This window comes from Saccharopolyspora kobensis (assembly GCF_900108315.1).
Taxonomy (GTDB): domain Bacteria; phylum Actinomycetota; class Actinomycetes; order Mycobacteriales; family Pseudonocardiaceae; genus Saccharopolyspora; species Saccharopolyspora kobensis.
In genome coordinates this window covers 1,658,310-1,679,904 of sequence record NZ_FNVB01000002.1, presented here as the reverse complement: position 1 = coordinate 1,679,904, position 21,595 = coordinate 1,658,310, and the positions used below count along the sequence as shown (strand labels likewise).

General features: G+C 70.9%; 16 protein-coding genes. 12 read left to right on the top strand and 4 right to left on the bottom strand.

Translation table 11 applies throughout. The annotated features are described in order from the left end of the window. The first annotated feature begins 32 nt into the window (after window positions 1-32). The 6 genes from C4T78_RS07595 to C4T78_RS07570 all read left to right on the top strand — a co-directional run bounded on the left by C4T78_RS07595 (window position 33) and on the right by C4T78_RS07570 (window position 8,130). Window positions 33-1,514 (top strand): amidase, encoded by a 1,482-nt coding sequence (locus C4T78_RS07595; protein WP_093356465.1) that lies wholly within the window; start codon window positions 33-35, stop codon window positions 1,512-1,514. A 335-nt stretch (window positions 1,515-1,849) separates the two neighbouring features. Continuing rightward, on the top strand, window positions 1,850-2,692 hold the full coding sequence (locus tag C4T78_RS07590) for a nitrilase-related carbon-nitrogen hydrolase (RefSeq protein ID WP_093356466.1): 843 nt from the start codon (window positions 1,850-1,852) through the stop codon (window positions 2,690-2,692). Window positions 2,693-2,701: 9 nt separating this feature from the next. Beyond that, window positions 2,702-3,994, top strand: coding sequence for an aspartate aminotransferase family protein (locus tag C4T78_RS07585; protein WP_093356468.1), 1,293 nt, complete (start codon window positions 2,702-2,704; stop codon window positions 3,992-3,994). Then, window positions 3,991-5,391: a dihydropyrimidinase gene (hydA, locus tag C4T78_RS07580; RefSeq protein WP_093356469.1), complete on the top strand. Its 1,401-nt coding sequence runs from the start codon at window positions 3,991-3,993 to the stop codon at window positions 5,389-5,391. Before C4T78_RS07585 ends, hydA begins: the two co-directional genes overlap by 4 nt. Before the next feature lie 94 nt (window positions 5,392-5,485). Next, on the top strand, window positions 5,486-6,487 hold the full coding sequence (locus C4T78_RS07575; protein WP_093356470.1) for a TIGR03842 family LLM class F420-dependent oxidoreductase: 1,002 nt from the start codon (window positions 5,486-5,488) through the stop codon (window positions 6,485-6,487). 287 nt (window positions 6,488-6,774) lie between these two features. Further along, window positions 6,775-8,130, top strand: coding sequence for a uracil-xanthine permease family protein (locus tag C4T78_RS07570; protein ID WP_093356472.1), 1,356 nt, complete (start codon window positions 6,775-6,777; stop codon window positions 8,128-8,130). Here the strand turns inward: C4T78_RS07570 and C4T78_RS07565 are convergent. Beyond that, window positions 8,115-8,771: a TetR/AcrR family transcriptional regulator gene (locus C4T78_RS07565; RefSeq protein ID WP_093356473.1), complete on the bottom strand. Its 657-nt coding sequence runs from the start codon at window positions 8,769-8,771 to the stop codon at window positions 8,115-8,117. The genes C4T78_RS07570 and C4T78_RS07565 overlap by 16 nt on opposite strands. Before the next feature lie 142 nt (window positions 8,772-8,913). Between C4T78_RS07565 and C4T78_RS07560 the strand changes: the two genes are divergently transcribed. The 3 genes from C4T78_RS07560 to C4T78_RS07550 all read left to right on the top strand — a co-directional run bounded on the left by C4T78_RS07560 (window position 8,914) and on the right by C4T78_RS07550 (window position 11,223). Further along, window positions 8,914-10,125, top strand: a complete 1,212-nt coding sequence (locus C4T78_RS07560) for a cytochrome P450 (protein WP_093356474.1) — start codon at window positions 8,914-8,916, stop codon at window positions 10,123-10,125. Between the two features lie 11 nt (window positions 10,126-10,136). After that, window positions 10,137-10,334, top strand: a complete 198-nt coding sequence (locus C4T78_RS07555; RefSeq protein ID WP_093356602.1) for a ferredoxin — start codon at window positions 10,137-10,139, stop codon at window positions 10,332-10,334. Window positions 10,335-10,422: 88 nt separating this feature from the next. Continuing rightward, entirely contained in the window at window positions 10,423-11,223 is an 801-nt protein-coding gene (locus C4T78_RS07550) for an SAM-dependent methyltransferase (RefSeq protein ID WP_235863734.1), read from the top strand. A 106-nt stretch (window positions 11,224-11,329) separates the two neighbouring features. Here the strand turns inward: C4T78_RS07550 and C4T78_RS07545 are convergent, their stop codons facing one another. Next, on the bottom strand, window positions 11,330-12,400 hold the full coding sequence (locus C4T78_RS07545; RefSeq protein ID WP_093356475.1) for an NAD(P)-binding domain-containing protein: 1,071 nt from the start codon (window positions 12,398-12,400) through the stop codon (window positions 11,330-11,332). A 311-nt stretch (window positions 12,401-12,711) separates the two neighbouring features. On the opposite strand from C4T78_RS07545, the gene C4T78_RS36935 reads away from it, so the two are divergent. Together C4T78_RS36935 and C4T78_RS07540 are read left to right on the top strand one after the other, a co-directional pair. Beyond that, window positions 12,712-12,837: a hypothetical protein gene (locus C4T78_RS36935; protein WP_258958330.1), complete on the top strand. Its 126-nt coding sequence runs from the start codon at window positions 12,712-12,714 to the stop codon at window positions 12,835-12,837. A gap of 479 nt (window positions 12,838-13,316) precedes the next feature. Next, complete coding sequence (locus tag C4T78_RS07540; protein WP_093356605.1) at window positions 13,317-13,874, top strand: class I SAM-dependent methyltransferase; 558 nt, start codon at window positions 13,317-13,319, stop codon at window positions 13,872-13,874. Window positions 13,875-13,876: 2 nt separating this feature from the next. Here C4T78_RS07540 and C4T78_RS07535 read toward each other — a convergent pair whose 3' ends face one another. After that, the gene (locus C4T78_RS07535; protein ID WP_093356477.1) at window positions 13,877-16,984 is read right to left on the bottom strand and encodes an AfsR/SARP family transcriptional regulator; all 3,108 of its coding nucleotides are present in this window, start codon (window positions 16,982-16,984) and stop codon (window positions 13,877-13,879) included. Window positions 16,985-17,123: 139 nt separating this feature from the next. On the opposite strand from C4T78_RS07535, the gene C4T78_RS07530 reads away from it, so the two are divergent. Further along, window positions 17,124-18,335 carry a cytochrome P450 gene (locus C4T78_RS07530; protein ID WP_093356478.1) on the top strand — a complete coding sequence of 404 codons (1,212 nt, stop codon included), beginning with the start codon at window positions 17,124-17,126 and terminating at the stop codon, window positions 18,333-18,335. A gap of 194 nt (window positions 18,336-18,529) precedes the next feature. Here the strand turns inward: C4T78_RS07530 and acnA are convergent, their stop codons facing one another. After that, window positions 18,530-21,346 (bottom strand): aconitate hydratase AcnA, encoded by a 2,817-nt coding sequence (gene acnA / locus C4T78_RS07525; RefSeq protein WP_177247721.1) that lies wholly within the window; start codon window positions 21,344-21,346, stop codon window positions 18,530-18,532. Window positions 21,347-21,595: the final 249 nt, after the last annotated feature.

Genomic DNA, 21,595 nt, shown 5'->3' with positions numbered 1-21,595 from the left:
AGAAACATCGGGATTCGTGCAAACGTGTCCCGATGGATTACGCGGAGTACCGGCGTTTCGACGCCGTGGGGCTGGCAGAGCTCGTGCGCAGCGGCGAGATCGCACCGCGCGAACTGCTCGAAACGGCGATCCAGCGCGCCGAGCAGGTCAACGGCCGGCTCAACGCGATCGTGCGGCCGATGTTCGACACCGCGCGCGAGCGGGCGTCCCAGCAGCTGACCGGCGCACTGGCCGGAGTGCCGTTCCTGATCAAGGACCTGCACCAGGACTACGCCGGGGTCCGCACCGGCAGCGGCTCCCGGTCCACCCGCAACACCAAGGCGCCCCGCCACAGCACCTCCGTCGAGCGGTGGCTCGACGCCGGACTGGTGATATTCGGCCGCACCAACACGCCGGAGTTCGGCGCGAAGGGCATCACCGAGCCGGAGGCGAACGGCCCGGCCCGCAACCCGTGGAACACCGCCCACACACCCGGCGGTTCCTCCGGCGGTGCCGCGGCAGCGGTCGCGGCGGGCGTCGTGCCGGTGGCCGGAGCCAGCGACGGCGGTGGCTCGATCCGCATCCCGGCGGCGTGCTGTGGCCTGTTCGGCCTGAAACCGGGCCGCGGCCTGGTCTCCGCGGGCCCCGATGCCGCCGAGCACATGCACGGCGGCGCCACCGACGGCGTGATCTCCCGGTCGGTGCGCGACACGGCGGTGATGCTCGACGCCCTCACCGCCCGCCCGGACACCGGCGGCCCGTACCTCGCGGCCCGGCCGGAGCAGCCGTACGCCGAGTGCGCCCGCCGGGACCCGGGACGGCTGCGGATCGGTTTCACGACCCGCTCCCCGCTGGGCTACCCGGTGAGCCCGCACGCGGTCACGGCGGTCAAGGACGCGGCGGCACTCCTGGCCGGTCTGGGGCACGACGTCGAGGAAGCCGAACCCGACATCGACGGCCGTCAGCTCTCCCGAGACTTCCTCTCGGTCTGGTTCGTCCAACTGGCCCACACGGTGCAGGCCGCCCAGCGCGCTTTCGGCGCGGCGGCAGAGGATTTCGAGCTCGACACGAGGCTGGTGGCGGCCATCGGCCGCGAGACGAAGGCGACCGAGTACGTCGAGATCCTGGCCCGCTGGAACGACTACAACCGGGCCCTCGCCGACTTCCACGACCGCTACGACGTGCTGCTGACCCCCGCGCTGGCCCACCCACCGGCCCGAATCGGCGAGCTCGACACGCCAGCGCCCCTGCGCAAGGCGATCGCAGTGCTCCTGCGAGTCGGTCTGGCCGGCAAGCTGGGCCGCACCAAGCCGGTCACCGAAGTGGTCCTGAAGAACCTGGAGAAGGTCCCCTACACCCAGCTGGCGAACATCACCGGCCGCCCGGCGATGAGCGTCCCGCTGCACCAGACCCCGGAAGACCTGCCCCTGGGAGTCCAGTTCGTCGGAGCCCTCGGCGCCGAGCCGACGCTGCTGTCCCTGGCGACCCAGCTCGAATCCGAACGCCCGTGGGCCCACCTGGAACCCCCGCTGTGACGGCAGCCCGTGAGCGCTTCGGGGCGTCCTGACACCCCGAAGCGCTCACGTGGCGTTTTGGGCGCTGGCCTTGGCATCGAGTTCGCCGATGTCCGTCCCGAACCGCTGGAACGACACACCGGCGCTTCGCCTGTTCGAAGGAATTCGGCGAGCAGGGCGCGGGTGCGGTTCCGGCATCGCCGCATGCCCGGGGCGTGCGGCGGTCGTCGGCGGTGGTGGCCGGAACGCTGCGTAGCCGACTGATCATTGCGCGTGGTGATTGCTGGTCATACCTTCGATGGGCGGGTCGATCGGCTCGTGCTGGTTTCACCGAGCGAGAGGGGTGCGGCGCAACCATGTCCAACATCGTTCGTGCGGCGCTGGTCCAGGCGAAGTGGACCGGGGACACCGCGTCGATGGTCGATCAGCACGAGGCGCACACCCGTGCCGCCGCCGCGCGGGGCGCGCAGATCATCGGGTTCCAGGAGGTGTTCAACGCTCCGTACTTCTGCCAGGTGCAGGAGGCCGAGCACCACCGGTGGGCCGAGCCGGTGCCGGACGGGCCCACCGTGCAGCGGATGTGCGCGCTGGCGCGGGAGACCGGCATGGTGCTGGTCGTCCCGGTCTACGAGTCCGACGGGCCCGGCTTCTACTACAACACCGCCGCGGTGATCGACGCCGACGGCAGCTACCTCGGCAAGTACCGCAAGCACCACCTGCCGCACCTGCCCGGGTTCTGGGAGAAGTACTACTTCCGTCCCGGCAACCTCGGCTGGCCGGTGTTCGACACCGCGGTCGGCCGGATCGGTGTCTACATCTGCTACGACCGGCACTTCCCGGAGGGCTGGCGGGCGCTCGGGCTGGCCGGCGCGCAGCTGGTCTACAACCCGTCGGCGACCAGCCGCGGCTTGTCGTCCTACCTCTGGCAGCTGGAGCAGCCGGCCGCGGCGGTGGCCAACGAGTACTTCATCGCGGCGATCAACCGGGTCGGCGTCGAGGAGTACGGCGACAACGACTTCTACGGCACCAGCTACTTCGTCGACCCGTACGGGCAGTTCGTCGGCGACCTGGCCAGCGGCACCGACGAGGAGCTGGTGGTCCGCGACCTGGACTTCGACCTGATCGAAGAGGTCCGCCAGAAGTGGGCGTTCTACCGCGACCGGCGCCCCGACGCCTACCAGCCGCTGACCGAGCCGTGAGGAGGGACGATGACGCACGCTGAGCTGGCGAAGCGGCACCGCGCCGTGCTGCCCGAGTGGCTGGCGCTGTACTACGAGGAGCCGATCGACGTCGAACGCGGTGAGGGGCGGCACGTCTGGGACGCCGAGGGAAACCGGTACCTGGACTTCTTCGGCGGCATCCTCACCACGATGACCGCGCACGCGCTGCCGGAGGTCACCGCCGCGGTCCGCGAGCAGGCGGGCAAGGTCCTGCACACCTCGACGCTCTACCTCAACCGCCCGATGGTCGAGCTCGCCGAGCGCGTCGCGGAGCTCTCCGGCATCGACGACCCGCGGGTGTTCTTCACGACCAGCGGCACCGAGGCCAACGACACCGCGCTGCTGCTGGCCACCTCCTACCGCGGCTCGAACCAGGTGCTGGCGCTGCGCAACAGCTATCACGGCCGGTCGTTCTCGGCGATGGCCGTGACCGGCAACCGCAGCTGGTCGCCGACGAGCCTGTCGCCGGTCCAGACGGCCTACGTGCACGGCAGCCGACGGCGCGGCACACCGCTGGCCGACCTGCCCGACGCGGAGTTCACCGAAGCCTGCGTCGCCGATCTGGAGGACGTGCTCGGCCAGCTCAACGGCAACGTGGCGTGCCTGATCGCCGAGCCTATCCAGGGCGTCGGCGGGTTCTCGGCGCCGCCCGACGGGATGTTCGCTCGGTTCAAGGAAGTGCTCGACCGGCACGGCATCCTGTGGATCAGCGACGAGGTGCAGACCGGCTGGGGCCGGACCGGCGAGCACTTCTGGGGCTGGCAGGCGCACGGTGCCGCCGGTGCGCCGGACGTCGTCACCTTCGCCAAGGGGATCGGCAACGGCCTGTCGATCGGCGGCGTGATCGCCCGCGCCGAGGTGATGAACAGCGTCCGCGCCAACTCGATCTCGACCTTCGGCGGCAGTCCGATCACCGCGGCCGGTGCGCTGGCCAACCTCGACCACCTGATCGCCAACGACCTGCAGGGCAACGCAGCGCGCACCGGAGCCGTCCTGCGCGAGCAGCTCGACGGTGCGGTCGGGCGGATTCCCGCGGTGGCCGACGTGCGCGGCAAGGGCCTGATGATCGGCGTCGAGCTCGTCCGCGCCGACGGGACACCGGCACCGGAACTGGCCACCGAGGTGCTGGAGCAGACGCGGCGCGACGGGCTGCTGATCGGCAAGGGCGGTCTCGACGGCAACGTGCTGCGCATCGCCCCGCCGCTGAGCCTCACCGAGCCGGAGGCGCGCGAGGGAGCTCGAATCCTGCTGGCGGCGCTGGAGAAGGCGGGGCAGCGATGAGCCGGACGATCATCCGCGGTGGTCTGGTGATCACCGCGACCGAGGAGCTGCACGCGGACGTGCTGGTCGACGGCGAGCGGATCGCGGCGATAGCCGCACCCGAGATCGCCGAGCAGTGGCTGCCCGCGGCCGACGCCGTCATCGACGCCGGAGGTCACTACGTGATCCCGGGCGGCGTCGACGGGCACACCCACATGCAGATGCCCTTCGGCGGCACCTTCGCCTCGGACACCTTCGAGACCGGCACCAGAGCGGCGGCGTGGGGCGGCACGACGACGATCGTGGACTTCGCGATCCAGCCGGTGGGCGGCTCGCTGCGCGAAGGCCTGGACGCCTGGCACGCCAAGGCCGACGGGCAGTGCGCGATCGACTACGGCTTCCACATGATCCTCTCCGATGTCGGCGACGAGGCGCTCAAGGAGATGGACGCACTGGTGGCCGAGGGGATCACCAGCTTCAAGCTCTTCATGGCCTACCCCGGAGTGTTCTACAGCGACGACGGACAGATCCTGCGCGCCATGCAGCAGGCCGCGGACAACGGTGCGCTGACGATGATGCACGCCGAGAACGGCATCGCGATCGACGTGCTGGTGCGGCAGGCGCTGGCCGCGGGCCGCACCGATCCCGGCTACCACGGGCAGGTGCGGCACCCGCTGCTGGAGGCCGAGGCGACGCACCGGGCGATCCAGCTGTCCCGGGTGGCCGGTGCACCGCTCTACGTCGTGCACGTCTCGGCCGCCGAAGCGGTCGCCGAGCTCACCCGGGCCCGGGACGACGGGCTCAACGTCTTCGGTGAAACGTGCCCGCAGTACCTGTTCCTCAGCCTCGACGACCTGGCCCGGCCGGAGTTCGAGGGCGCGAAGTTCGTCTGCTCGACACCGCTGCGCCCCGCCGAGCACCAGGCCGACCTGTGGCGGGCGCTGCGCACCAACGACCTGTCGGTGGTCTCCACCGACCACTGCCCGTTCTGCTTCAAGGACCAGAAGGAGCTGGGCCGCGGCGACTTCTCCAAGATCCCCAACGGCATCCCGGGCGTGGAGAACCGGGTGGACCTGCTGCACCAGGCGGTGGTGGAAGGCCACATCAGCCGCCGCCGGTGGGTCGAGCTCGCCTGCACCACCCCGGCGCGGATGTTCGGCCTGCACCCCCGCAAGGGCACCATCGCGCCGGGCGCGGACGCCGACATCGTGATCTACGACCCGCGCCGCGAGCAGGTCCTCTCCGCGCAGACCCACCACATGAACGTCGACTACAACGCCTACGAGGGCAAGCCGGTCACCGGCGCGGTGCGCACCGTGCTCTCCCGCGGCCGGGTCGTCGTCGACGACGGCGAGTACCTGGGCGAGGCGGGCCACGGCCGCTTCCTCCGCCGCGACACCTGCCAGTACCTGGTCTGAGCCATGGCGCCCGGGGCACAGGCGGGTGCTGCGATTCCGCGTCCCGCACCGCTGCGCGGAGAAACCAGTGAGTTCTCCTAGAAGGGAGTCCACGATGGACTTCGGTCTCGTCCTGCAGACCGATCCGCCCGCCTGGTCGGTGGTGGAGCGGATGCGCCGTGCCGAGGAGCTCGGCTTCAGCCACGGCTGGACGTTCGACTCCTGCGTGCTGTGGCAGGAACCGTTCGTCATCCACAGCCAGATCCTCGCCGCCACCGAGCGGTTGCGGGTCGGCACGATGGTGACCAATCCGATCACCCGGGACTGGACCGTCACCGCGTCGGCCTTCGCCACCCTCAACGACATGTTCGGGCCGCGCACGGTGTGCGGCATCGGGCGCGGTGACTCCGCGGTGCGGGTGACCGGCGGGCACCCGACCACGCTGGCCACCCTGGAGCGCGCCATCCACGTGATCAAGGAACTCGCCGAGGGACGCGAGGCGCGGCTGGACGGCACCTCGGTGCGGCTGCCGTGGGTGCGCGACGGGCACCTGCCGGTGTGGATGGGCGCTTACGGGCCGAAGGCGCTGGACCTGGTGGGCCGCGAGGCGGACGGGTTCATCCTGCAGCTGGCCGATCCGTACCTGACGCGCTGGATGGTCGATCACGTCCGGGAGGCCGCCCGCGACGCGGGACGCGACCCGGCGTCGATCACCGTGTGCGTGGCGGCCCCGGCCTACGTCGGCGACGACCTCGCGCACGCCCGCGAGCAGTGCCGCTGGTTCGGCGGCATGGTCGGCAACCACGTCGCCGACCTGGTCGCGCGCTACGGCGACGCCGCGGCGGCGGTGCCCACCGCGCTGACCGACTACATCAAGGGGCGCGAGGGCTACGACTACTCCCACCACGGTCGGGCGGGCAACCGCAGCACCGATTTCGTCCCCGACGAGATCGTGGACCGGTTCTGCCTGCTCGGCCCGCCCGAGCAGCACATCGACAAGCTGCGGGAACTCCGCGACGCCGGAGCCGACCAGTTCGCGATCTACGCCATGCACGACGCCATCGACACCACTGTGGACACCTACGGCGAGCGGATCATCCGAGCCATGACCACCTGACGAACGCGGTCGGCGAACTCGTTCTGCGCGGCGGTACCCCAGCCCCGCCTGCACGCCGGGAACCCGCGGCGGTGCGCGCTGCTCAGGCGAGCTGAACGCCTCCGGCATTTCAAGATCAGCATCGAGGCCGAGTGGTGAAAGCGGCTCGTCCGGAACCGCTGCGATCAGCTACCGCTGGTCGACTCCAGGTGACAACGCCGTTGCGGCGCCGGTCACACCGGACGAGGTTTGTAGAGTTCCGCGCGACATCACTGGCCCGCACGGCGGGTGGAGCAGGAAGGCACGCCATGCGGCAGGGACTCGGCGCCAAGCTCGGCATCGGCTGGCGGCTGCACGGAGACGGCAGCACGCCACGCCCCGGTGAGGCGGTGGCCCCGGACGAGCGGTTGTCCTGGGGGCGCACCGTGGGGCTCGGCGCCCAGCACGTGGTCGCGATGTTCGGCGCGACGTTCGTGTTCCCGGTGCTGATGGGCCTGGACCCCAACCTGGCCATCATGGTCTCCGGGGTGGCCACGATCCTGTTCCTGCTGATCGTGCAGGGCAAGATCCCCAGCTACCTGGGCAGCAGCGCCTCCTTCGTGGGCGTGGTCGCGGTGATCCGCGCCGGAGGCGGGGACAGCTCGGCGGTCACCGGCGCGCTGCTGGTGTGCGCCCTGGTGCTCTCGGTCGTCGGCCTGGTCATCCACTTCGTCGGTGCGCAGGTGGTGCACCGGCTGCTGCCGCCCGCCGTCTCCGGTGCCGTGGTGATGCTGATCGGCTTCAACCTCGCCCCGGTGGTGGCCTCCACCTACTGGCCGCAGGACCAGTGGATCGCGCTGATCACGATGCTGGTGGTGCTCGGGTGCAGCGCGCTGCTGCGCGGGTTCTGGTCGCGCATCGCGGTGTTCATCGGGCTGGTCGTCGGCTACGCCCTGTCCTGGCTGTTCGACCTGGGCTTCGGACCGATCACCGCGCCGGACGCGAGCGGGGAGGTCGGCACGCACCCGCGGCTGGATCTCAGCGCCGTCGCCGACGCCCCCTGGTTCGGGCTGCCGACGCTGCACGCGCCGACCTTCGACTTCGCGGCCGTCGTCGTCGTGCTGCCCGTGGTGATCGCGCTGATCGCCGAGAACGCCGGGCACGTCAAGGCGGTCGAGGAGATGACCGGGGCGAAGCTGGACGGCAGCATGGGCCGCGCGATCTTCGCCGACGGCTTCGCCAGCACCCTGTCCACCGCCGTCGGCGGCCCGCCGACCACGACCTACGCGGAGAACATCGGGGTCATGGCGGCCACCCGCGTCTACTCCACCGCGGCCTACTGGGTGGCGGCGGTGGTGGCGATCCTGTTCGGGCTGTGCCCCAAGTTCGGTGCGGTGATCGCGGCGACCCCGGGTGGTGTGCTCGGCGGCATCACGGTCGTGCTCTACGGCATGATCGGTCTGCTGGGCGCGAAGATCTGGGTGGAGAACAAGGTCGACTTCGGCAATCCGGTCAACCTGCTTCCGCTGGCCGCCGGCCTGGTGATGGGCATCGGGGGAGTGTCGCTGGAGATCACCCCGCAGTTCAGCCTCAACGGCATCGCGCTGGGCACCCTGGTGACGCTGCTCGGCTACCACCTGCTGCGCCTGCTGGTGCCGGGCCAGCGCGGTCACTCCGCGGTGTAGGGCCGCACCATCGCGAGCTCCTCACCGGCCACCGGACGTCCCGGCAGCGTGCTGCCGGGACGGGCCTGGAGCCCGTCGAGCATCAGCGTCAGGTAGCGCGCCGGCGCGTCGCGGCGGATGTCGCCGGGAACGTTGCGCACGCCGTGCAGCACCATCGACAGGATCAGGGCGACGTCGCCGCTGCCGATGTCCGGGCGCAGCGCGCCGGTCTCCTGCGCGGCGCGCACCATCGAGTCCAGGATGGTCAGCATCTCGCTGCGGACCTCGGCCAGCGCCGGGTCGGAACCGAGCACCTCCCTGGCGCGCTCCGAGTGCATCGACAACCGCAGCACGGTGTTCATGTCGGTGGCGGTGAGCAGGAATTCCGTCAGCGCCCGCCACGGGTCGGACTCCCGCTCGGCGATCGCGCGGGCTTCGTCGAGCACCCGGTTGAAGACGTCCTGCCCGACCGCCCGGATCAGCGAGTCGCGGTCCGGGAAGCGCCGGTAGAGCGTGCCGGTGCCGACGCCGGCCGCTCGGGCGATCTCCTCCATCGGCACCTCGGGGCCGTGCTCGGCGAACGTGGTCCGCGCGGCGCTGATGATCCGGTCGCGGTTGCGGCGTGCGTCGGCCCGCAGGGGCGGGGTGGTGTCGGTGCTCATGGTCCTCGCTCGTGCTACCAGCCTGCTGGGTGGGCGGATTGTCGCATGTTCAACCGGAGAAATTATCTGGACGACTTCCTTCCGCTTGGCTATAACTGGAAGAGAATCGTCCAGTTGTTCGCTCGGTGATCAGGAGGTCACGATGACCGAACCGGCTGCCGCCCCGATGACCGCTTACCCGAAACCCCGGACGTGCCCGCACTCCGTCGATCCGGAGTACGCCCGGCTGCGCGAGGAACGACCGATCACGAAGGTCTCGATGCTGGGCGGCAACACCGCCTGGCTGGTCACCCGGCACGACCTGGTGCGCCAGGTGCTCGGCGACACGCGCCTGAGCTCCGACCGCCGCCACCCGGGGTTCCCGCGCTTCACGGTGAACCAGGGGAACATCCTGCAGGACCTGCCGCCGTCGATGATCGGCATGGATCCGCCGCAGCACACCGAGGCCCGCCGCGCGGTGCTGGGCGAGTTCACGGTGCGGCGCATCGAGGCGCTGCGACCGCGGATCCAGCAGATCGTCGACGACCGCATCGACGAGATGCTGGCGGGTCCGCGCCCGGCCGAGCTGGTGGCGGCGCTGTCGCTGCCGGTGCCGTCGCTGGTGATCTGCGAACTGCTCGGCGTGCCCTACGCCGACCACGACTTCTTCCAGCAGCGCAGTTCCCGGCTGGTGCACCGCTCCACGCCGTTCGACGAGCGGCTCCGGGCGGTGCGAGAGCTGCGGTCCTACTTGGACGAGCTGGTGGCGGCCAAGGAGCGCGAGCTGCCCGACGACCTGCTCGGCAGGCAGGCCCGCAAGCAGCGCGAAGCGGGCGAGGTCGACCACCCGGGCCTGGTCAGCGCGGCGTTCCTGCTGCTGATCGCCGGGCACGAGACGACCGCGAACATGATTTCGCTGGGCGTCCTCGCGCTGTTGGAGAACCCGGAGCCGCGGGCCGAGATCCTCGCGGATCCGGCCAAGACGCTGCCCGCGGTCGAAGAGCTGCTGCGCTACTTCAGCATCGTCGAGGGCGCGACCTCGCGCGTCGCGACGGAGGACGTGGAGATCGGCGGCGTGCTGGTCCGGGCGGGGGAGGGCGTGATGGCCCTGGCGTCCGCGGCCAACCGGGACCCGGCGGCCTTCGACCGGCCCGACGAGCTCGACATCAACCGCAAGGCCCGCCACCACGTTGCTTTCGGGTTCGGCCCGCACCAGTGCCTCGGGCAGAACCTGGCGCGGATGGAGCTGCAGATCGTCTTCGACACGCTGTTCCGGCGGGTGCCCGACCTGCGGCTGGCCGTTCCGGCGGCGGAGGTGCCGGTGAAGTCCGAGGCGAACGTTTTCGGGCTCTACGAGCTGCCGGTCACCTGGTGAGAGGAGTGGACGTGCGGATCGAAGCGGATCTGGAACGCTGCGTCGGAGCCGGGCAGTGCGTGCTGACCGCGCCGGCGCGGTTCGACCAGAACGACGAGGACGGCAGGGTCGTGGTGCTCCAGGCCGAAGTGGACGAAGCCGGTGCGGAGGTGGTGCGCGAGGCCGTGACGGTGTGCCCGTCACAAGCTCTCGCCCTGGTGGAGCAATGATCGACCACCGGCGGTGATCGATCAAGGTCTTGCTATCCCGGCGTTCATCCGGTGTGGTGGAGGAAATCGCCACGAACGGAGGTGCGAAGTGGACACGCAGTCGTGGTGGGCGCAGGACGTGGACATTCGTCAGCCCAGTTCCGCCCGTGTCTACGACGTGCACCTGGGTGGCTCGCACAACTTCCAGGTGGACCGGGATCTCGCCGAGCAGGCCGCGGCGATGATGCCGACGCTGCCCGCGGTGCTGCGGGCCAACCGCTCCTTCCTGCGCCGGGCGGTGCAGCACCTCGCCGAGCTCGGCGTGCGCCAATTCCTCGACCTGGGCTCGGGAATCCCGACCGTCGGCAACGTGCACGAGATCGCGCAGCGGGTCGACCCGCGCTGCCGGATCGTCTACGTCGACCGGGACCTGGTCGCGGTGGAGCACAGCCGGGCGATCCTGCGCGGCAACGACGGTGCGGTGGCGATCCGCGCGGACTTCCGCGACGTCGACGACGTGCTCGGCGACGAGCAGGTCCGGTCGGTGCTGGACTTCGACCAGCCCGTCGCGGTGCTGTTCTTCGCCGTCCTGCACTTCGTGCCCGACTCCGACGACCCGGCGGGCATCGTGGCGCGTTACGCCGAGGCCCTGAGCTCCGGCAGCTACGTGGCTATCTCGCACGCGGGCAGCGACGGCGCGGAGTCCCGCGCGCAGGCCTCCTCGCTGTACAGCGACCGCATCGGCGGGTTCTTCCTGCGCTCGCACGCGGCGGTCTCGGCGATGTTCGGCGATCTGGAGCTGATCGAACCCGGCGTGGTGGACCTGCTCGAATGGCGGCCCGATCCGGGCGAGAAGCGGGCGGGCGAACTGCTGGTCACCGGACCCGGCGGAGTCGGCCGCAAGCCCTGACCGGTGCGCGCGACAGAAGCGGCGCCACCTCCCCCTCTCCTGGAGATGGCGCCGCTTCGGCGTGGTTGAGTCGCCACTGCGCAGCCTGCTGGCCGGAGCCCGCTCTTCACAGGGGATTTGGTCCCTGGACAGGGTGGCTTAAGGAATTCTTGATCTCCGCCCGCACCGCGTGGGCCGCGGCCCGTCCCGCGCGGTTGGCGCCGATGGTGCTCGCCGACGGCCCGTACCCGACCAGGTGCAGCCGCGGTTCGGCGACCGCCCGGGTGCCGTCGAGCTGGATGCCGCCGCCCGGCGCGCGCAGGTTCAGCGGCGCGAGGTGCGCGATGGCCGGCCGGAACCCGGTGGCCCACAGGATCGCGTCCGCGCGCTGCGCGGTGCCGTCGGCCCAGGCAACCCCGTCGGCGGTGATCCGCTGGAACATCGGCAACCGGTCGAGCACGCCCCGCTCCCGAGCCGCGAGCACCGCGGGACTGTTGGGCAGGCCGGTCACGCTGACCACGCTCCCGGGCGGTAGGCCCGCCCGCACCCGGCGCTCGACCTCGGCGACGGCGGCCCGCCCGTCCTCCGGGGTGAACGTCGCGTCGGTGAAGTGCGGCGGTCGCCGCGTCACCCACGTCGTACCGGCGACCTGGGAGATCTCCAGCAGGTGCTCCACCGCGGAGATGCCGCCGCCGACCACGACGACGTGCTGTCCGCGGAACTCCTCCGGCCCGCGGTAGTCGGCGGTGTGCAGCTGCCGACCGGTGAACTCCTGCTGCCCGGGGTAGTGCGGCCAGAACGGGTTCTCCCAGGTGCCGGTCGCGTTGATCACCGCGCGCGCTGCCCACGTTCCCGCCGAGCTCTCCACCAGCAGCCGCTCGCCGCCATCGCGCACCGCGTCGACCTTGACCGGCCGCAGCACCGGCAGCGCGAGCTCGTGCTCGTAGCGCCCGAAGTACTCCGCGACGACCTCGGCGGCCGGACGTTCGCCGTCGGTCTCCGAGAACTCGCTGCCCGGCAGGGCGTGGATGCCGTGCACACCACCGAGCCGCAGCGATGGCCACCGGTTGCGCCACGCGCCGCCCGGCCCGCTCCCGCGGTCGAGCAGGACGTGGTCGATTCCGGTCCGCTGCAGGTGGTAGGAGGCGGTCAACCCGGCCTGCCCGGCCCCGATCACCACTGCGTCGATGAGCTGCACATCCAGCAGAACAGCCCGCGGGCCGGAATCTTCCCGGCTCTGGGGTGGTCTGCGCCACTGGTGCCCGCCAAGCGAAACGCGGTTGCGGAAGAGCGGTCCGATAGGCCGAGAGGGGGAGACGCAAGACACTCCGGGGTCCCTTTATTCCTGCGGAATGCAACCCCTACGATTGTTGGTGCAAGCACGGTTCCCCAAACCTTCTTCCGTTCGTCCTGCCCGCTGTTGCGGTCGGGCGCTCTTGCGCGCGCGTGCGGAAGTCGGGGAGGTTCGCAGAAGGGAGGCAAGAAGTGGCAACGGTGTGGGTGGCCCTGGTGGCTGAGGCGGTTGTTCTGCTGGCGGTGGCTGGAGCGATGGTCAAGTGGGTGAACAAGGCCCAGTCGGGCACCCCTGACCAGGCGATCGAGCCGGTCGGCCCGGTGGCCGAGCGCATCGCCTGAGCGGACGCGCGCGCGGGCTCGGCGGTCGGTTCCGCCCGGGCCCGTAACCCTTCTTCACCGGCGGCCGGCGCATTGTTCGCACATCGTCGGCCGGCCGGTTTTCGTTACACAATTCCCGCGGATTTCTCGCGCTATTCGACACGGCCCGATTCCGCGTTTCCGGGAGCGAGATCAATCCGCCCGGTAATGGTTCGGTCGCGATCGGTTACCGCGAATGGGCGGGTGCCGAGTTCCCATTGCCCGCGCCGCTGCGCGGAACGCGGCCCGGAAAGGCGCCGCGGTGATCGGCATGTGATGCCGCACATGGTCGTCAGCTTCACCCGGATGCCCGATAGGGTGGTCGAACCACGCCGCACCATCAACCGGGAAGGGCTTCCGTGACTCCAGCCGAACAGGTCCGAAGTCGGCAGCGGGGCGCTGCCGCGCAGTCCGGCACCGGATCGACGTTGGCCAACTACCGCGCTTTCATCGAGCGCGCGGTGCGCAAGCCCAACCTGGTCGGCGCGGTCGCGCCCAGCTCCCCGAGCCTGGCCCGCGAGATGGCGTCGGTGGTGCCGTCCTCCGGCGCGCCGGTGGTGGTGGAGCTCGGACCGGGCACCGGAGCGCTCAGCGGCGCGATCGCGGACCGGCTCCCGGCCGGTGGCCGCCAGGTGGCCATCGAGCTGGACGGCGGCATGGTCGAGTACCTGCGCACCGAGCTTCCGTGGCTGGAGGTCGTCCAGGGCGACGCGGCACGGCTCGGCGAACTGCTCGCCGAGATCGGCGTCGACAAGGTGGACGCGGTGGTGAGCGGCCTGCCGTGGTCGATCTTCCCCGGCCAGCTGCAGCGCGACATCCTGCACCAGGTCGGTTCGGTGCTCGCGCCGGGCGGCGCCTTCACGACCTTCGCCTACGTGCACGCCCTGGGCATGTCCGGCGCGCGCCAGTTCCGCCGCCGCCTGGACCTGTGCTTCGACGAGGTCCTGACCTCCCACACGGTGTGGCGCAACGTGCCCCCGGCCCGCATCTACGTCTGCCGGCGCCCCCGCCAGGACTGAGCTCAGCGGGCGAGGGCGGCCTCGGCGAGCTCGTGCCAGCTCACCTGAGCGCCTTCCCGCACGGCCTCGCTGAACCGCGCGTCGCCGAGGCTGCGTCGCACGGCCTGCTCGATCCGGTCGGCGTCCGGCAGGGAGAGGTCCGGCAGGCCGCGCGCCTCCGAGCTGGCCGCGAGCAGCTGAGCCGCCTGTTCGTGCTGTTGGCGGCGCAGTGCCAGATCCGCGATCCCGACGAGCACCTGGGCGATCATGGGCGCGTAGCCCGCTTCGGCCGCCGCGTGGAAGGCCGAGCTGCGGTGGTGGTGGGCCTCGTCGAGATCCGCTGCGAGGTAGCCGAGCAGGTCGTGCACCTCCGCGCGGACGTTGGCCCGTCCCGCCCCATCGCCGAGCAACGCCGTCGCGACGTCGATCTGCCGCCGCGCTTGCTCCTCGTCGCCGCGCAAGCGAGCGAGCCCCGCCTCGGCCAAGGCCAGCTCGGCCAGCACCGGGGGCCAGGCGGCGCGCTCGGCGGCCCGGTGCGCCTCGGCCATGGCGGCGGCGCTGGCATCCGCATCGCCCGACAGCCAGTGCAGCTGGGCCTGCCGCGCCCGCATCCGCACCACGTCGTCGATGGCCCCGAACTCGGTGACCACGCCGATCGCCTGCTCGTAGAACCCGCACGCGCTGGTGAACTCACCGCGCACCGCGGTGCGGCTCGCCAGCTCGCTCAGCGCGAAGGAGAGCCCCCACCGCTCGCCGGTCGCGCGGAACTCGGTGAGCGCTTCCTCCAGGTGGACGTCGGCCTCCCAGCCGTGGTGGCCGAGCATGATCCGCGTCTTGCCGACGTGCAGCCGGGCGAGCGCGCGGACCCACGGGTCCTCGTCGACGAGCAGCGGCTCGAAGGCGAGCACCGCCTTCTCCGGCGCGTGCAGCATGCGTTCCAGCGGGGCGACGAACCGCAGCGCGGGGTGACCGCTGCGAACGTCCCGGCCGGCCTCGTAAGCCTTGGTGATCCACTCCGCCGTCTGGTGCTGGTCGCTCAGCGCTCCGGTGGACACGAAGTTGACGAGGAACGCGTACACCAGGGCCCTGGTCTCGGCAGGCACTTCGCCGGGCAGGCCGACAGCGGCGAGGATCACCTCGGTGCCTTCGGCCTTGTGTCCGCCGAGCCACCAGTACCAGCCCGCCGCGGCGGCGAGCCGCATCGCGCCCTCCGCATCGCCCGCGGCGAGCGCTCCGCGCATCGCGGTGGCGATGTTGGCGTGCTCGACCTCCAGCGCGGCCAGCCATTCCAGCTGCTCGGCGCGGCGGAGGTGCGGGTCCGCGACTTCGGCGAGCTCGGTGAAGCGCGCGAGGTGGGCACGGCGCACGGAGTCCGATTCGCCCGCCTCCGAGAGCCGGAGCGCGGCGTACTCCTGGATGGTGCCGAGCATCCGGTAGCGGTCGCCTTCGACGAGCACCAGCGACTTCTCGGTCAGCGCGGTCAGCAGTTCGAGCACGTGATCCGGTTCGACCGACCCGCCCGCGCAGACCTGCTCTGCCGCTTCCAGGCTCGCGCCGCCGGAGAACGCCGAGAGCCTGCGCAGCACGGTCCGTTCGGCATCGGTGAGCAGTTCCCAGCTCCAGTCGATCACCGCGCGCAGGGTCCGGTGCCGCGGCAGCGCCGTGCGGCTTCCGCCGGTCAGCAAGCGGAACCGGTCGTCGAGCCGGTCGGCGAGCTGATCGAGCGACATGGTGCGCAACCTGGCCGCGGCGAGTTCGATCGCCAGCGGCATGCCGTCCAGCGCCCGGCAGATGCGCGCCATGGTCGCCAGCGCGCGGGCGTCGCCGGCGAGGTCCTTGCGCACCGCGCCGGCCCGGTCCCGCAGCAGCCGGACGGCCGCGGAGGACTCGATCCGATCCGGATCGGCGTCGGGCGCGGGCAGGTCCAGCGGCGCGACCGGCCACAGCGCCTCGCCGGTGATGCCGAGCGGTTCCCGGCTCGTCGCGAGGATCCGCAGCCGCGGGCACTCCCCGAGCACCCGGTGGGCGAAGTTCGCCGCGGAGTCGATCACGTGCTCGCAGTTGTCCAGGACGAGCAGCATCTCCCGCTCGCGCACCGCGGCGATGAGCCGGTCGGCCGGTTCCGCGTCCGGTGCCTCGCCGAGCAGCGCGCCCCGCTGCCCGAGCGCGGTGAGCGCCGAGTTCGCCACGTCGCCGTCATCGCCCGCGAGCTCGACCAGCCAGGCACCGTCCGGCAGGCCGCCGAGCAACGTGCGGGCGGTTTCAACGGCCAGCCGGGTCTTCCCCGAGCCACCCGGCCCGATCAGCGTGGTCAGCCGGTGCGCGGCGACGAGCTCGCCGACCGCGGCGACGTCCGCCTCCTTGCCGACGTAGCTGGTCAGCTCGGCGCGCAGGTTGGTCTTGCGGTCGGCCTCCCGCGCGCCGCGCAGCAGTGCGACGTGCAACGCCGACAGCTCCGGTGACGGGTCGGCGCCCAGCGCGTCGGCCAGGGCGTTGCGCGTGTTCTCGTACACGAGCAGCGCTTCGGTGTCGCGGCCGGTCGCGACGAGAGCGCGCATCAACGCGGCGGCGAGCCGTTCCCGCAGCGGGTGCGCGGCCACCAGACCGGTCAGCTCCGCGACCAGCTCGGCGCCGCGCCCGAGACCGATCTCCGCGTCGAACCGGTCTTCCAAGGCGGCCAGGCGCAGCGTCTCCAACCGGGTGATCTCCGCGTCGAACGCCGCGCTGTCCGGCAGTTCGACGTCCTGCATGGCCGCACCGCGCCACAGCGCGAGGGCCTCGCGCAGCAGTCGTGGATCACCGGCGTCGCGGGCCCGGCCGAGGAGCCGTTCGAAGCGCACCGCATCGACGGCATCGGGGTCCAGCGCCAGCCGGTAGCCGCTCGGGTGCCCTTCGACGGCATCGGCGGGCAGCGACTTCCGCAGCCGGGAGATCAGGCGCTGCAAGGCGTTGGCGGCACCGGCGGGCGGCTGCTCGCCCCAGATCCAGTCGATGAGCGCCGTTTTCGGGACCACCCGGCCCGGCGCGAGCGCGAGGGCGATCAGCAGCCCGCGCAGCCGAGCGCCCGGCACGTCGATCGGGAAGTCGTCGTCCGTGCGGACCTCGAACGGCCCGAGCATCCCGATCTTCACCCGGTTGATTTTGCCACGCCCGGCCGGCGGGAGTCCGGCAGTCGGACGCACCCGCCGGACGCGGTGTCAGCGCCGTGTCAGCCGCGCGTCAGGCCCGCTGGGGAAGGTGATCTCAGTCGCCGCCACGAGAGGAAGCACGATGACCGACACGGTTCCCGTTCCGCACGGCCTTTCCCAGGAACGCGATGCGGGCCCCTTCGACCCGTCCAGCCAGATCACCCGGCTGCGCCAGGCCCGGCCGGTCAGCCCGCTGATCTTCCCGGACGGCCACGAGGGCTGGCTGATCACCGGCTACGACGAGGTCCGCCGGGCCATGGCCGACATCCGGCTCAGCTCCCGCCTGGACCTCGGCGTCGTCCACGCCCTCGACGCCCCGCCCGGCATGCCCGCCGCCACCGAACCGGCGCCGCAGATCCCGGGCATGTTCGTCGCGATGGACCCGCCGGACCACACCAGGCTGCGGCGCAGGCTCACCGGGGCCTTCACCGTCAAGCGGATGAAGTCGCTCGAAGCGCACATCGCCGAGATCGTCGAGCGGCAGCTGGACCACCTGGCGGGCCTGCCCCAGCCGGTGGACCTCGTCGCGGAGTTCGCGCTGCCGGTGCCGTCGCTGGTGATCTGCGAGATGCTCGGCGTGCCCTACGCCGACCGGGACATCTTCCAGTCCAACTACGCCCAGTTCATGGTCAAGGAGCAGCCGCTCGAGCAGAAGATGGGCGCCTACGCCGCGCTGAACACCTATCTCGCCGAACTGGTGGCGAGCAAGCGCGCCGAGCCGGGGGAGGACATCCTGTCCGACCTGGCCCGCCACGAGGACCTCACCGCGGAGGAGCTGACCGGCGTGGCGTTCCTGCTGCTGCTCGCCGGCCACGAAACAACCGCGAACATGCTCGGGCTGGGCACCTTCGCGCTGCTGGAGAACCCCGCGCAGCTCGCCGAGCTGCGCGCCGACCCGGAACTGCTGCCCGGCGCGGTCGAGGAACTCCTGCGCTACCTGTCCGTCGGCGACGTGTTCTACCGCTACGCCGCGGAGGACGTCGAGATCGGCGGGGTGACGATCAACGCGGGATCGACCGTCGTGCTGTCCATGCTGGCGGCCAACCACGACCCGCGTCGCTTCGACGACCCCGACTCCCTGGACGTGCACCGGAACGCCCGCGGCCACCTGGCCTTCGGCCACGGCATCCACCAGTGCCTGGGCCAGCAGCTGGCCCGCATCGAGATGCGAGCCGGTTTCGGCGGCCTGCTCCGCCGCTTCCCGGACCTCGCCCTCGCGATCCCCGCGGCCGAGGTGAAGCTCCGAACCGACATGAACATCTACGGAGTCCACGAACTCCCGGTCACCTGGTAGGTGGTGGAGGGCCGGGGAGGTCGGGCTGCGGTTGGGGAGGTGGCCCGTGAGCGCTTTGGGGTGCTATGACGCCCCAAACCACTCACGGCCCCACCTCCCAACCGCACCCTTCCCTCCCGGCCCGACCACAACGGGCCCGGTGCGCTTGTGGCGCACCGGGCCCGTTGTTCTGCTGCCCGCCGGGTTGGCTGGGATCAGGAGCGGATCATCTTGCGCAGCACGTACTGCAGGATGCCGCCGTTGCGGTAGTAGTCCGCCTCACCGGGGGTGTCGATGCGGACCTTCGCGTCGAACTCGACCTTGGAGCCGTCGGTCTTGGTCGCGGTGACCTTGACCGTCTCCGGGACCTCACCCTCGTTGAGCTTGGTGATGCCCTCGAAGTCGAAGGTCTCCGTGCCGTCCAGGCCCAGCGACTTGGCCGACTCGCCCTCCGGGAACTGCAGCGGGATGACGCCCATGCCGATCAGGTTCGAGCGGTGGATGCGCTCGAAGGACTCGGTGATGACGGCGCGGACGCCGAGCAGCCGGGTGCCCTTGGCCGCCCAGTCGCGCGACGAACCGGAGCCGTACTCCTTGCCGCCGAGCACCACCAGCGGGATGTCCTGCGCGGCGTAGTTCTGCGCGGCGTCGTAGATGAACGCCTGCGGCGCGCCCTCCTGGGTGAAGTCCCGGGTGTAGCCGCCCTGCACGTCGTCCAGCAGCAGGTTGCGCAGCCGGATGTTGGCGAAGGTGCCCCGGATCATCACCTCGTGGTTGCCGCGGCGGGAACCGTAGGAGTTGAAGTCCTTGCGGTCGATGCCGTGCTCGGTGAGGTACTGGCCCGCGGGCGAGTCCGGCTTGATCGCACCGGCCGGCGAGATGTGGTCGGTGGTGACCGAGTCGCCGAGCAGCGCCAGCACGCGGGCACCGGAGATGTCGGTGACCGGCGCGGGCTCCATGGCCATGCCCTCGAAGTACGGGGGCTTGCGCACGTAGGTGGACTGCGCGTCCCACTCGAAGGTCTGACCCTCCGGCGTGGGCAGCGACCGCCAGCGCTCGTCACCCTTGAAGACGTCCTCGTAGGACTTGGTGAACATCTCGTTGGTGATCGCCGAGTCGATGGTGTCCTGGACCTCCTGCGGCGACGGCCAGATGTCGCGCAGGTAGACCGGCTTGCCCTCGGTGTCGGTGCCCAGCGGGTCGTTCTCGAAGTCGAAGTCCATCGAGCCCGCGAGCGCGTAGGCGATGACCAGCGGCGGCGAGGCCAGGTAGTTCATCTTGACGTCGGGGTTGATCCGGCCCTCGAAGTTCCGGTTGCCCGACAGCACCGAGACGACCGACAGGTCGTTGTCCTGCACCGCGGCGGAGATCTCCTCCGGCAGCGGGCCGGAGTTGCCGATGCAGGTGGTGCAGCCGTAGCCGACCAGGTGAAAGCCCAGCTTCTCCAGGTACGGCCAGAGACCGGCCTTCTCGTAGTAGTCGGTGACGACCTGCGAGCCGGGGGCCATCGAGGTCTTCACCCACGGCTTGCGGGTCAGGCCCTTGTCCACCGCGTTGCGGGCCAGCAGGGCCGCGCCCAGCATCACCGACGGGTTGGAGGTGTTGGTGCAGGAGGTGATCGAGGCGATCACCACGGCGCCGTGGTCGAGCTCGAACTCGCCGAGCTCGTCGGAGGACACCTTGACCGGCTTGGAGATCCGGCCGGTGGAGCCGTTGGCGGCCGAGACGACCTGCGGCGCGGAGTCGTGGTGGGTCACCGCGGGGGCGTCGCTGGCCGGGAAGGACTCCTTGCCGGCCTCGTCGATCGCGTTGTCGTCGGCGGTCTCGGTCTTGGCGTAGTCGGTCAGCGCGGTGCGGAACGCCTGCTTGGCCTCGGAGACCACGATCCGGTCCTGCGGGCGCTTCGGGCCTGCGATGGACGGGACCACGGTGGACAGGTCCAGCTCGAGGTACTCGGAGTACTCGGGCTCGTGGCTCGGGTCGTGCCAGAGGCCCTGCTCCTTGGCGTAGGCCTCGACCAGCGCGACCTGCTCGGCCGGGCGACCGGTGAGCTTGAGGTAGCGGACGGTCTCCTCGTCGATCGGGAAGATCGCCGCGGTGGAGCCGAACTCCGGGCTCATGTTGCCGATGGTGGCGCGGTTGGCCAGCGGCACCGAGGCCACGCCGGAGCCGTAGAACTCGACGAACTTGCCGACGACGCCGTGCTTGCGCAGCATCTCGGTGATCGTCAGCACCACGTCGGTGGCGGTGGCGCCCGCCGGGATCTCGCCGGTCAGCTTGAAGCCGACCACGCGCGGGATCAGCATCGACACCGGCTGGCCGAGCATCGCGGCCTCGGCCTCGATGCCGCCGACGCCCCAGCCCAGCACGCCCAGGCCGTTGACCATGGTGGTGTGCGAGTCGGTGCCGACGCAGCTGTCCGGGTAGGCCTGGCCGTTGCGGGACATCACGGTGCGGGCCAGGTGCTCGATGTTGACCTGGTGCACGATGCCGGTGCCCGGCGGGACGACCTTGAACTCGTCGAAGGCGCCCTGGCCCCAGCGCAGGAACTGGTAGCGCTCCTTGTTGCGGCCGTACTCGAACTCGACGTTGCGCTCGAAGGCGTCCGGCTTGCCGAACACGTCGATGATCACCGAGTGGTCGATGACCAGTTCCGCCGGGGCCAGCGGGTTGACCTTGGAGGTGTCGCCGCCCAGGTCGGCGACGGCCTCGCGCATGGTGGCGAGGTCGACCACGCACGGCACGCCGGTGAAGTCCTGCATGATCACGCGGGCCGGGGTGAACTGGATCTCGGTGGACGGCTCGGCCTTGGCGTCCCAGCCGGCCAGCGCGCGCACGTGGTCGGCGGTGATGTTCGCGCCGTCCTCGGTCCGCAGCAGGTTTTCCAGGAGGATCTTGAGGCTGTAGGGCAGCCGCTGGGCCCCTTCGACGGCGCTGAGCCGGAACACCTCGTAAGAGGCGTCGCCGACGTTCAGCGTGCCGCGGGCGCCGAAGCTGTCCTTGCTCGCAGGTGCAGTCACGTTCAACTCCATCTCGCGACGGGCGCAAGTTCGGGAACGATTGCGAGTCTCGCGCACGTCGGCCGAGCGTGCGCGGGAACCCGCTCTCTTCGCAATTAACAGTACGCTTGTCCTGTAAGAGCCCTCAACTAAGGGTCGGCAAACTCTCGATCACATGTACCACCCCGTGCAAAACGGCTGTTTTTCCGGGGGTTCCCAAGCATTGGGACGGTGGTACCGGAATCGGGTTCATGGTGGTCGGGGGCGCGTGCTTCCATGGGC

Excerpts from the sequence above, each read along its gene's own strand:
- C4T78_RS07595 (WP_093356465.1), top strand. The coding sequence starts at position 33 with ATGGATTACGCGGAGTACCGGCGTTTCGACGCCGTGGGGCTGGCAGAG.
- C4T78_RS07590 (WP_093356466.1), top strand. The coding sequence starts at position 1,850 with ATGTCCAACATCGTTCGTGCGGCGCTGGTCCAGGCGAAGTGGACCGGG.
- C4T78_RS07585 (WP_093356468.1), top strand. The coding sequence starts at position 2,702 with ATGACGCACGCTGAGCTGGCGAAGCGGCACCGCGCCGTGCTGCCCGAG.
- hydA (WP_093356469.1), top strand. The coding sequence starts at position 3,991 with ATGAGCCGGACGATCATCCGCGGTGGTCTGGTGATCACCGCGACCGAG.
- C4T78_RS07575 (WP_093356470.1), top strand. The coding sequence starts at position 5,486 with ATGGACTTCGGTCTCGTCCTGCAGACCGATCCGCCCGCCTGGTCGGTG.
- C4T78_RS07570 (WP_093356472.1), top strand. The coding sequence starts at position 6,775 with ATGCGGCAGGGACTCGGCGCCAAGCTCGGCATCGGCTGGCGGCTGCAC.
- C4T78_RS07565 (WP_093356473.1), bottom strand. The coding sequence starts at position 8,771 with ATGAGCACCGACACCACCCCGCCCCTGCGGGCCGACGCACGCCGCAAC.
- C4T78_RS07560 (WP_093356474.1), top strand. The coding sequence starts at position 8,914 with ATGACCGAACCGGCTGCCGCCCCGATGACCGCTTACCCGAAACCCCGG.
- C4T78_RS07530 (WP_093356478.1), top strand. The coding sequence starts at position 17,124 with ATGACCGACACGGTTCCCGTTCCGCACGGCCTTTCCCAGGAACGCGAT.
- acnA (WP_177247721.1), bottom strand. The coding sequence starts at position 21,346 with ATGGAGTTGAACGTGACTGCACCTGCGAGCAAGGACAGCTTCGGCGCC.